The following is a 10,429-nucleotide window of genomic DNA, read 5'->3' on the forward strand; positions in this document are numbered from 1 at the left end:
CCTGCTGGATCTGCCGGCGTCGGTGCGTCCCACCAACCTGCTGCCGATGTTGCAGGTCGGGGTCACCAACGTTGAACTGGTGCGGTATCTGATCAATCAATTGCGCCAGAGTCCGCAGGAGCGCCATCGGGCCCTGCAGGATTTCATGCCCACAGCCAAGCCTGAGGACTGGAGCTTGTCGGTGGCAGGCCAGCGGGTGCAGATCATCAAGCGCAGCAAAGAAGGGGGCCGTCTGCAGCTGGGAACGGAGGTGGTGGCGTCCGCGGATGGCTCGCTCGCCGCGCTGTTGGGGGCGTCCCCCGGGGCCAGCACGGCCGTCACGATCATGTTGGAGGTGCTGCAGCGCTGCTTCCAACCTCAGCTCAATCGTCCGGCCTGGCAGCAGCGGTTGCGGGAGCTGTTGCCGAGCATTGAGGGCGACCCACAGCGGGATCCCGAGGTGTTGCGCCGCATGCGCGAGCGCAGTGATGCGGTGCTGGGTCTTACTGCCTGAGGTTCACCAGCACCACTCCGGCGGTGATCAGGCCGATGCCGATCAACTGGCCTGGATTGAGCATCTGTTGATAGGCGAAGCGTCCCACCAGCACGATGGCCACGGTGCCGATGCCACTCCAGAGGGCATAGGTGACACCCAGGGGGAGGGTGAGCACCACCTTGGAGAGCAGTCCCATCGCCACGGCGTAGGCCAGCAGCACCAGCACGGTGGGCACCGGCTTGGTCATGCCTTCTGACAGGCGCAGGCAGGAGGTGCCGATCACTTCGGCGGTGATCGCCAGCAGCAGCAAGGGCCAGGGGTTGTTCATGGCAGGTGGAGACCCCTCCCTAGGATTGGTTCATCGTTGATCTTTGGACCCGAGACGGGATTCCGCCGCTGCATGACCGACGCCCCCGTCTCACGGATCCGCAACTTCTGCATCATTGCCCACATCGACCACGGCAAGTCGACCCTGGCGGATCGTCTGCTGCAGGACACGGGCACCGTGGCCAACCGGGACATGCAGGAGCAGTTCCTGGACAACATGGATCTGGAGCGGGAGCGGGGGATCACGATCAAGCTCCAGGCCGCCCGGATGAACTACAAGGCGGCTGATGGAGAGGAGTACGTCCTCAACCTGATCGACACCCCGGGGCACGTTGATTTCTCCTATGAGGTGAACCGCAGCCTTCAGGCCTGTGAAGGGGCGCTGCTGGTGGTGGATGCCAGCCAGGGCGTGGAAGCTCAGACCCTGGCCAACGTGTATCTGGCGCTGGACAACGATCTTGAGATCATCCCGGTGCTCAACAAGATCGACTTGCCCGGTGCGGATCCGGATCGGATCAAGGAGGAAGTGGAGGCGATCATCGGCCTCGATTGCAGCAATGCCATTCCCTGCTCGGCCAAGACCGGCCTGGGTGTGCCCGAGATCTTGCAGGCTGTGGTGGACCGGGTACCCCCACCGAAGGATGTGGTGGAGGAACCCACCAAGGCGCTGATCTTCGATTCCTATTACGACCCCTACCGGGGCGTGATTGTGTATTTCCGGGTGATGAGTGGCCGGATCAACTGCAAAGACAAAGTGCTGTTGATGGCCAGCAAAAAGATCTATGAGCTCGATGAGATCGGGATCATGGCGCCGGATCAGAAGGCGGTGGATGAGCTCCATGCCGGTGAGGTGGGCTATCTAGCGGCCTCGATCAAGGCGGTGGCTGATGCTCGCGTCGGCGACACGATCACCCTGGTGAACGCACCGGCGGATGAGCCTTTGCCCGGTTACACCGAGGCCAAGCCGATGGTGTTCTGCGGCCTGTTTCCCACCGAGGCTGATCAGTATCCCGATCTGCGCGATGCGCTCGACAAGTTGCAGCTCTCGGATGCGGCGCTGAAGTATGAGCCAGAAACCAGCAGCGCCATGGGCTTCGGCTTTCGTTGCGGCTTCCTTGGCCTGCTGCATATGGAGATCGTGCAGGAGCGGCTCGAGCGTGAGTACGACCTCGATCTGATCGTCACCGCTCCATCGGTGATTTACAAGGTGAACATGATCGATGGCTCAGAGGTGATGGTGGACAACCCCGCCACGCTTCCCCATCCGCAGAAGCGCGAATCCATCGAAGAGCCCTACGTGCGTATGGAGATCTACGCGCCAAACGATTATAATGGCGCCTTGATGGGCCTGTGCCAGGAACGGCGCGGCGATTACATCGACATGAAGTACATCACCACCGATCGGGTGACGTTGATCTACGAATTGCCGCTGGCCGAGGTGGTGACCGACTTCTTCGATCAGATGAAGACCCGCACCCAGGGATATGCCTCGATGGAGTACCACCTGATTAGCTATCGCAAGAATCAGCTGCTGCGGCTGGATGTGCTGATTAACGGTGAGCGGGCCGATGCGCTCACCACGATCGTTCATCAAGACAAGGCCTACAACGTGGGCAAGGCCTTGGTGGAGAAACTCAAGGAACTGATTCCGCGCCAGCAGTTCAAGATTCCGATTCAGGCCTCCATCGGTAGCCGCATCATTGCTTCCACCAGCATCAGCGCCATCCGCAAGGATGTGCTCGCCAAGTGCTACGGCGGTGACATTTCACGTAAGAAAAAACTGCTGAAAAAGCAGGCCAAGGGCAAGAAACGGATGAAGGCGATGGGTAAGGTAGATGTACCTCAAGAGGCTTTCATGGCCGTCTTAAAGCTGAATCAGAGCCCCTGAGGTGAATCTACTTATCCTCTGATTACTGTTAGCTGTCCTTTTGGCGGCTAGTTCATGGGCATCAGTGAGGCATTGCATGTGATCGGAATGAGCGCGCCAGAATTAGTGGTGTAAGCCACTTTGAGTTGATTTGGGTCTGAGTCATTCACCGAGATCGTGCGCTGGATGGTCACTCCACTGGTTTGCCTGAGAACATCGTTCCCGTCAGGCCAAACCAGGGTTGTGCTTCCTGACAGCGGAAACCAGGCTCACTACCTGAGTTTTTGTGGTTAGCGGCCATATAGGTGCCGATTGTGCTGTTTGAGCACGCGGCAGTGAGGGCGCTGCCTTTGCGGACCGCTTAGCCGGAATTGAAATAGAGTTGAGTGGAGCTAGCCACAAGAAACGTCAGCATCACTGATAACACCAACACCTCTGTGAGCCTGAAGCCCGACTGAGCTGAATTACAAACGGGCTTACTGCTTCTCATGATGCCTGCAATGCTTGGTAGACCTGGTATCGACCTTTACCAGGCATCTGAATGTAGGTATTACTGTTAATGCCTTTACGACTGTATCTTCAGTCGAATTTAGATTCGTGTGCCAGGCTATGCTTATAATGCTGGCATGAGTCAGGACGGTGTCAAAATATTTAGCTGAGATCCATAAGTATACAGTAGATCTCGGCTTTCTGAAGACTCTTTGACGACTTGCAGATTAATTGGATTCACGCATTGATCTTCACTTAGGGAAGGTCAATGCGTGAATCTTTGAAAACAAGGACATCAATGCCTTATTTTAAAACCAATGAAAGCTTGATTGAAGTGTCGGATGGCTGGATTGTGCATCCACTCGTCTTGGTGCAAGAATTAATGCCGCTAAATTAACTTTTAAGTCCTCGTAGATAAACAATATCCAAGTCACTTCCTCCGGTGATTGAGGTGGTTTGAAGGTCTGCCAGGTTGCCGATGGATGGGTCGTTCAGGCTTGGCCAAGGTGAGTAACTGTTGTTACCATCACCGCCGTCGATGGTGTCGCTCCCTGCCCTGCCTACAAACGTCATCTCCAGATCCGGTAGTGAGGGTATCTGGCCCTGGAGTGCCAAACAGTACGTTTCGTCCATCTCTGCCATCAACGTGACTCCAGCGGAGCTTGTTGGGCTAGGCATGAGGCTATCAATCACATCTGAGTGGTCTCGACCGGTGATGTTTGTGCTTGGGATGAGGCTGCAAACAGTGATGTTGTCGTTTTCTGTGAGGCCTTCATAGGGAACAGTAAAGGTGGACTTGGATACTGGAATGACGTAATACGAGCCAACGTCTTGGCACCCGCATTCACCTGTATTTGAATCAATTCCACAAAGATGCTGGCAAATAGAGATTCCTCGGGGAAGCTTGTAATGGGATTGATGCGTGAGTGGCTGCTTGATCCCAGGCGCAAATGCAAGTAACTGGTATTGCCAATAAAGCGACTATTCTTCAATGCCTGGAGAGCTAATGAGAACGACGCTGATTTGGAATCATGAACTGTGACTTGGAGTCCATTATCTGCAGTACTGGTATCGATGTCATCAAAAATGATTGATTGGGTTTTCATGGTTATCTTCTCCATTGTTGGTTAGTTTAAGGTTAGGGCCGTAACGGATTAACAGTCCAAAGTTTTGATCATCCTGCGCCTCCCCAATCCACTGGCTGCGCTCTGCTGTTGATAAGTTGTTTACTGAGCGGATCCCATACAGAACAAGGGGCAGATCACGAGGAAAGTCGAGGGCTAGCTTGATTTCACTGCTTTGGAGATCGCAGCCTGTCGGAATGGAAACGGCCTCACTGCTGGTAAAAATTCGCTCACTCATGGCGATTTCTGATTCAATGAACGAGTGGCGCGCTTCCAATCTTCGCATTGGCGTAATAGGCTCTCGCTGCGAGCATTGCTTTGTAAATGGGTGACTACCAACTGGCCGATAACGTTTGCTAGCCCTATGCCTAACGCCGCAGCAATCATTGTTCGGTGATCGTAATGCCATTTTTCTTTTTGGGATTTTGATGTGATATCTCTCTCATTCTTGTCTCAATAGGTTGATTAGAAGCTGTTGCTGTACCGACAGCTATCTGCATTAGCCTCGCTCTATCCTGTACGGATTAATTCCAGCGGGTTTATTATCTTGATGCAGCATTGTTTATTGCTTTCAGGATGATTGAGTTTGAAGACGAGAACTTCCTGATTATTTTTATTAGAGCTAGTTGTGATAATTTCGCCTAGGCCACGAAATAAAAATCGGATTCCTGTAGCATCAGGATCACTGGTAGAAAGAGAGATTCCGCCACCGTTGGTGACAGAGTCTCGGATTCTGAGAGGTGCTTGGTCCTTGCAGCTGTTATTCAGAATACCTTCTGCAAGAGAAATAGTTTCTACAGATGGGTCAAGAGTTGCTGTGACTGTGTTGATGCTGATTGCGAGGCTTGTCCTTCTTTTAAGGCCATCATACGCTGATTTTCGAGCCAGGTGTGTGTTTCATGGGTAGCTGCAAGCAGGCGCTCCTGAGCCCAGCGTTGGCTATAGGAGGCAATGGCACTCAGGATGCCGACTAGGGCCACAACGGTCAACGACTCAGTTACTGTAAATTTATCTTTTTATAGGTTTGAAGCTTCTTCATGGCTTCATCAGTAGAGTCCATCGATTGGCACCATGGGCCGCGTATTCACGAATACCAACGCAGAAGTTGATACCAAAATTGATGTAGATTTTGCTGCCCATGTCGTCGGGCACTCCTATGTTTTCTGAATTTCCGGATGATCCAATGCTGCCGAATTCCCGTGTCCATATGGAGCCAAAGAAATTTGGATCGGCGTTCCCACCTCTGTTGATTCCTGTGCAGGCATCAGGCATGTATAGAAATGCGTTCAATGACTGACTAGTCCCACCGATTAGAACGTTTTGGGTGCAAGTGGGGGATTGGCTTCTGGGTGTACCAAAGATCGAAAAGTTTGAAGAATCCCTGGCGTGCTCAATACCAGTTGTTCCACTGGTATTAATATTCCCGTCAATCTAAAATAGAATGCTTGGGGCAGGATTACCAGTCCCGGATATCTTAATGCTGAGAACGTGATTGCCGCTTAGAAGAATGTTGTCGACTTTGCAGTGTGTAATGTTTTTGCTCGAGTCAACAATGCATCGCCCTCCGTTGTTCTGGCCTGCTGTAAAGGTTGTTGACGTTGTGATATAATAGCTGCTGTTGCTGCAAGGTGCAATACCATATGTCGTTGCGTAATCGGTTGGGAATCCTGGGAATGCTGGCGGATCATCGAGTACTAGCTGGCCACCAAGTAGTTCTCCCTCTACAACACCTTTGTTTTTCAGATTAAGATCTTCTTCTAGTTCATCTTGTGACTCTGGTTGGGGTCGCATGTGGTGCAGACAACATTGCCGTTGATATCACCCTCCACGTCTTGGTTGCCGAGGTTTATTGTTTCTCCGAGCAGTCCTGGGTAGCCGCCTTGTGCGCCGCTGCAAGGCTTCGGCATGATGTTTACTTCCTGCAGGATAAATGCCTCGGCCCTGGTGGTGATACTGCTGTTATGGAAATGCAGGCTTTTCCCTTCGACTCGGATCGCTGCTGTGCCGCCTTGATGTTGGTCGCCCGTAAAGTCGTAGCTTATTAATTTGTAGCTACTAGTGCCTCCAGGAAGAATTGCGCTCAATTTACTAAAAAGTCTTTCTAGTGGCGTTGTCGTGGAAGGGCAGACCGAGGTGATGTATTCGAAGGTTCCACCTACCGCTGTATCGGTTGGCCAGCCTGGGCAAAAGATCGTTCCACCCGAATCCTCGATGGTGCAGTCGTTTATTAGGAGGCAAGGGCAGTTGGTATTAAGTTCTTTGAGAATTACTGCCAGGCCGCTTTCGGTAGCCTCTCTCGCTTGTTGATTCTGGTCTTGACGAATTAATTCAATTAGAAGTTCAAAAGATCGCCCCATCAGGGCCAGGAGACTAGCCACAATATGAGACTAACAATGGCAACCAGAGGAAGGATAAAGCCATCCGAAAATTTTTATTTTGGATGGCTTTGTTTAATCAATTTGAGTTCGTCAAGTTTGTGAAAGTAATTAATCTCAAGAAGTGGCCTAGCTGCAATCACTCGCTGTTACATCAGTCAGGACTATGGTGTCTCCTGTTTTTGCATTAGTTTCACGTTTCCCTGTTGTTCCACTAACGCAAGATTTTCCTGCGTATTTGCTTGCCAGATCTGAACTTATTTGCCTGCACTAGTTACTCCGTAGGTGTTGGCAATCGCATTAGCAGCGGCATCTTCTGCAAATGTGCATAAATTGCTGTTGGTATTGGCGATTGCGGCTTCACTTGTTAAAAGAGCATCAGTATCAGTTGTGCTTAACAGGTGTTCGGCGCTCACCATGCTCATAATCGAGCCCATTTTTGTGGTGCATTCAGTAGCTTTGGCTTTGTTGGTCTGGCTTAGGAAGTTAGGAAGTGCAACTGCTGAAAGAACTCCGATAATTATAATTACGACCATCAGCTCCACGAGTGTGAGGCCTCACTAGAGGATGTTCTGCTTCTTCTTCCGGGTGATAAGCGCCAGTCGAAGGCGTGAATTGAGCATCGTCATGACGAATCCTTGAGAGGTTGCCTTTGATTTGATCTCTTCTATCATTTCCAGCTCTTGATGCTGATAGTTGGAAGGTTGTCTAAGTTTTTCCTAAGAAAGCTCTTAGTGGATTCTTCATGAATCGAATGATAACCATCATCGATTGGGCTGTTGTTCTGGCGGCGAGGGTTATTCATTAATTCTTTCACTCCCTTCCCTGCGTCTGTGGTTGTTGTCTACCAGTGTGCTGACTGTGATAGCGGGTTATTCCCTGCTGCTGGGTATCAATCGGTTCTTGGCCCTAAACCAGCGCCATATCGCTCATAAGGATTTGGTGCGATCTCTCGTGGTTGATCAACGCACCTTTGATTCCAACTCTCGTTTCCTGGTGCCCCTTGGTGTTGAGCTACTGCTGTTGCCCTCAGGCCAGGAGCAACCTCCACTACTTGTTCAAGGACAGGGCGATCGGTCGTGGTTGCAGAGTGCAACCCTGATCAGCGCACCAACCGGAGATGAACGGCTCCTGCTGGTGCGACAGGACGTGTCGGCCTCATTGGCCTATGAACGAAATTTGCAGCTGCTTCTTATTGCTGGTGCTGGTGTGCCCACTCTGCTCACCGCTGCTCTGCTGCGTGTCGTTCTTTGGAGGGGCTTGTCGCTTCCCCTCGGCCAGCTCAGTGATCAAGTGAATGCGTTGCAGGCCGATAGCATCTGATTGATGTGAGTGGGCAGCCGCTCGAGTTGCAACCGATCGCTCTGGCTTTCAATCGATTGGAGGAACGCCATCAAGTGGTGGAACGGTTTGTGCGTGGCAGCACCTCCAGTGGAACCCAGGGCAGTAGTGTTGGCGATCGTGAACAAGCTGATGCGGGCCATGCAGGGCCAGTTGCTAATTGCTGATACTCCTGGGGGGATGGTGCCGATCTGCAACTTCGCTTCAAAATTTCGGCTCGCCCACCCGCGCCATGAAACCCACACCGCGCACGGTGTGCAGCAGTTGTTGCTGTCCCTTGGATTCCACTTTCTTGCGCAAATAGCCCATGTAGACGTCGAGTGTGTTGGGGTCGGCAACAAAAGAAGATCCCCATACGGCATCCAGGATTGTTTGTCGCGATTGCACCTCACCTGCTTGTTTCACTAAAAACAAAAGCAGCTCAAATTCCCGTTGCGAGAGGTGAATCTCTCGTTCGGAACCCATCACGCTGCGCTCGATGGGATTGATTTGCATATCTCCCAGCTCAAGGGGTTTGGCCTCACTGCGTGCGTCTTGCTCGTAGCCACTCCGCCGCAGCCGTGCCCGCCCCGGGCGTATAGTTTATTGAGGTTGAATGGCTTGGTCAGGTAGTTATCCACCCCCGCATCCAGGGCCCGTACACGTTCATCCATATCGTCGCGGGCGGTCAGCATCAACACTGGAGAAGTCCGGAAGCGTCCAATCCAGCACCACTAGATCAAAACTTTCCTAGCGCCAACGCAGCAGAGCGTCCTGGCCGTTGTCGCAGCCGATGCACTGATGGCCGGTGGCGCTGAGTTCCCCCACCAGGAACCGCAGCAGTTCCGGGTCGTCATCGACGATCAGCAGCTGGCTCGGCTCTTGGCTCACGCAATGGATGTGACCGCTTCAAGTTAGGTCGGCCATCCAGAGGGGAATGCTTCATTCAAGGTTCGTTGATCTTGGATGCGTTTGCCTCACCCACAGCAGCGGGGCTTTGTTCTGCCTTTGGCCCTCACCACATCGGCACTGCTTTTGCTCAGCAGCTTGTCGTTGCAGACCCTTGCCCTGCACGCGCGCCAGCGCAGCCGTCAGGCGCTGGCCACGGCAAAGATCCGCGATGCCGAGCGTTCGGTGGCGATGGCTTTTCAACGGCATGCTGTTGTTGCCTATGCCTGCCTCCTGGCGTTGCCCTCTTCGGCGTGGGATGCATCAGAGCACTGCCAAGGAGTGAACCCAACGGTGCTCCAATCCGGTCACGTCGTCGATCTCGACTGGCAACTGCTGCATTGGCAGCCCTATGGCGCGATGGCTGGAACGCTGCAGCTGCGTTGGAGTGATGGCCGCCGGAGCCTGCTGGATCTGGAGCTGCTGCCATGACGCTCACGGAAGTTCTTGTCTCCCCTGTGATCCTGGGGCTTAGTAGTCAGGTGTCCTTCCAGGGATGGTCGCGAACCAGTAAGGCCGCGTTGTCGTCGGCTCACTTGGATCAGCAGGTGCAATTGCTAGAGCAACGGCTCCTGGCCAGTCGGCGAGTCTTGGCCAGCGCTTCCGTCGCTGATGTCGATTGCCGTTGGGATCATGAGGCGGTAAGCGGTGTTCTGGAGGGCTTGTCCGAAGACTCCTATCTCGCGATGCCATGGCGTTTTGACGCCGCGGGGGGTGGCCTCTGGCTCGCCGTGGAACTGAGGGATCCCACCGCTGCGATCCCGTTCAAGCGCAACCAGTTGTTCACCCCAGCCGGACTGGGACATTGCCCGCGGGAGGCCAACGATGAGTGTTGATCTGATGTTCGGGGATCGGGATGATGGCTTCAGCCTGGTGGAGTGTCTTGTGGTGGTGGCGCTGCTGGGGATCCTGGCGAGCTTGGTGATTCCCAGCTCCAGTGTCCTGCAACGGCGCTTGGCACTGGACAACGGTCTGCGGCGATTGCGAGTGGGGCTCGACCGGGGCCGGATGGCCGCTGAACGGGACCGCCAGCCCTGTGCTCTGCGTCTCAGTACGAATGATTGGAAGCCGCCGCTGGCGGGCGACTTGCCGTCCTGCCGTGGGGACGTGACGCTTCTGGCGGAGCCCGGTGCAGATGCGTTGGAGGTTCGTAGCAACCTGCCGGGCGCCGTTCGCTTCAGCAGCAATGGATTGGTACTTGATGGCGGTCTGGTGGTGTTGTTTCAACCCAGCCATGTCCAGGCCTTGTTCCTAGTGATCGGCTTGCCCCTGGGCATCAGCCGCAGCGGTGTCTATCGGGATGATCCAGGCGGCTCCCTGAGCAGTGCCCTCTGCTTAACCCACGGGCCCCCGCCCTGCTCAAGGTTTCACGCTGGTGGAGTTGATGCTGGCAGCTCTTTGCTCTGCGGTGTGGTGGTTCAGCTTTTGTTCGCCGAAACCCGCCAGGGCGGCTCGTTGGTCGAAAAGCTTGCAGCTGAAGCAATGGCAACGGCACATGCTGGAG

The 10,429-nt window shown here is 53.8% G+C and carries 14 protein-coding genes and 1 pseudogene; 6 read left to right on the forward strand and 9 right to left on the reverse strand.

The genetic code is table 11. The features are described 5' to 3' along the window. Positions 1–493, forward strand: a 493-nt coding sequence (locus ACGVJ8_RS02820) for a malate:quinone oxidoreductase (protein WP_392345386.1), incomplete at its 5' end; no start/stop codon positions are given. On the opposite strand, the gene ACGVJ8_RS02825 is transcribed toward ACGVJ8_RS02820, so the two are convergent. After that, the gene (locus ACGVJ8_RS02825) at positions 483–803 is read right to left on the reverse strand and encodes a DMT family transporter (protein WP_392345387.1); all 321 of its coding nucleotides are present in this window, start codon (positions 801–803) and stop codon (positions 483–485) included. The genes ACGVJ8_RS02820 and ACGVJ8_RS02825 overlap by 11 nt on opposite strands. Positions 804–875: 72 nt before the next feature. Here ACGVJ8_RS02825 and lepA point away from each other — a divergent pair, with 72 nt between their 5' ends. Further along, complete coding sequence (gene lepA, locus ACGVJ8_RS02830) at positions 876–2,690, forward strand: translation elongation factor 4 (RefSeq protein WP_392345399.1); 1,815 nt, start codon at positions 876–878, stop codon at positions 2,688–2,690. A 994-nt stretch (positions 2,691–3,684) separates the two neighbouring features. On the opposite strand, the pseudogene ACGVJ8_RS02835 reads toward lepA, so the two are convergent. The 5 genes and pseudogenes from ACGVJ8_RS02835 to ACGVJ8_RS02855 form a co-directional block, all read right to left on the reverse strand. Continuing rightward, a pseudogene (locus ACGVJ8_RS02835) lies at positions 3,685–3,789 on the reverse strand (hypothetical protein); the annotation flags it as partial. A 58-nt stretch (positions 3,790–3,847) separates the two neighbouring features. Continuing rightward, a complete protein-coding gene (locus ACGVJ8_RS02840; RefSeq protein WP_392345388.1) occupies positions 3,848–4,264 on the reverse strand; it encodes a hypothetical protein in 417 nt (138 codons plus the stop codon). Continuing rightward, positions 4,239–4,520, reverse strand: coding sequence for a hypothetical protein (locus ACGVJ8_RS02845; RefSeq protein ID WP_392345389.1), 282 nt, complete (start codon positions 4,518–4,520; stop codon positions 4,239–4,241). The genes ACGVJ8_RS02840 and ACGVJ8_RS02845 overlap by 26 nt, the downstream gene beginning before the upstream one ends. A gap of 1,519 nt (positions 4,521–6,039) precedes the next feature. Next, the gene (locus tag ACGVJ8_RS02850) at positions 6,040–6,660 is read right to left on the reverse strand and encodes a hypothetical protein (protein ID WP_392345390.1); all 621 of its coding nucleotides are present in this window, start codon (positions 6,658–6,660) and stop codon (positions 6,040–6,042) included. Positions 6,661–6,914: 254 nt separating this feature from the next. Continuing rightward, a complete protein-coding gene (locus tag ACGVJ8_RS02855; RefSeq protein ID WP_392345391.1) occupies positions 6,915–7,193 on the reverse strand; it encodes a type IV pilin protein in 279 nt (92 codons plus the stop codon). A 316-nt stretch (positions 7,194–7,509) separates the two neighbouring features. Between ACGVJ8_RS02855 and ACGVJ8_RS02860 the strand changes: the two genes are divergently transcribed. Further along, entirely contained in the window at positions 7,510–7,980 is a 471-nt protein-coding gene (locus ACGVJ8_RS02860; RefSeq protein ID WP_392345392.1) for a hypothetical protein, read from the forward strand. A 222-nt stretch (positions 7,981–8,202) separates the two neighbouring features. On the opposite strand, the gene ACGVJ8_RS02865 is transcribed toward ACGVJ8_RS02860, so the two are convergent. Genes ACGVJ8_RS02865 through ACGVJ8_RS02875 form a run of 3 tightly spaced genes read right to left on the reverse strand, consistent with a single transcriptional unit; the run spans position 8,203 to position 8,868 of the window. Further along, the gene (locus ACGVJ8_RS02865) at positions 8,203–8,493 is read right to left on the reverse strand and encodes a winged helix-turn-helix domain-containing protein (protein WP_392345393.1); all 291 of its coding nucleotides are present in this window, start codon (positions 8,491–8,493) and stop codon (positions 8,203–8,205) included. Further along, positions 8,463–8,672 carry a hypothetical protein gene (locus ACGVJ8_RS02870; RefSeq protein WP_392345394.1) on the reverse strand — a complete coding sequence of 70 codons (210 nt, stop codon included), beginning with the start codon at positions 8,670–8,672 and terminating at the stop codon, positions 8,463–8,465. The genes ACGVJ8_RS02865 and ACGVJ8_RS02870 overlap by 31 nt, the downstream gene beginning before the upstream one ends. A 55-nt stretch (positions 8,673–8,727) precedes the next feature. Beyond that, positions 8,728–8,868 carry a hypothetical protein gene (locus ACGVJ8_RS02875; protein ID WP_392345395.1) on the reverse strand — a complete coding sequence of 47 codons (141 nt, stop codon included), beginning with the start codon at positions 8,866–8,868 and terminating at the stop codon, positions 8,728–8,730. 75 nt (positions 8,869–8,943) lie between these two features. Between ACGVJ8_RS02875 and ACGVJ8_RS02880 the strand changes: the two genes are divergently transcribed. The 3 genes from ACGVJ8_RS02880 to ACGVJ8_RS02890 form a co-directional block, all read left to right on the forward strand. Beyond that, entirely contained in the window at positions 8,944–9,357 is a 414-nt protein-coding gene (locus ACGVJ8_RS02880) for a hypothetical protein (protein WP_392345396.1), read from the forward strand. Continuing rightward, a complete protein-coding gene (locus ACGVJ8_RS02885; protein ID WP_392345397.1) occupies positions 9,354–9,761 on the forward strand; it encodes a hypothetical protein in 408 nt (135 codons plus the stop codon). The genes ACGVJ8_RS02880 and ACGVJ8_RS02885 overlap by 4 nt, the downstream gene beginning before the upstream one ends. Continuing rightward, a partial coding sequence (locus ACGVJ8_RS02890) for a Tfp pilus assembly protein FimT/FimU (RefSeq protein ID WP_392345398.1) occupies positions 9,751–10,429 on the forward strand: 679 nt, incomplete at its 3' end. The genes ACGVJ8_RS02885 and ACGVJ8_RS02890, both read left to right, overlap by 11 nt.

Origin of the sequence: Parasynechococcus sp., from assembly GCF_042954245.1 — a bacterium.
Taxonomy (GTDB): Bacteria; Cyanobacteriota; Cyanobacteriia; order PCC-6307; family Cyanobiaceae; genus Parasynechococcus.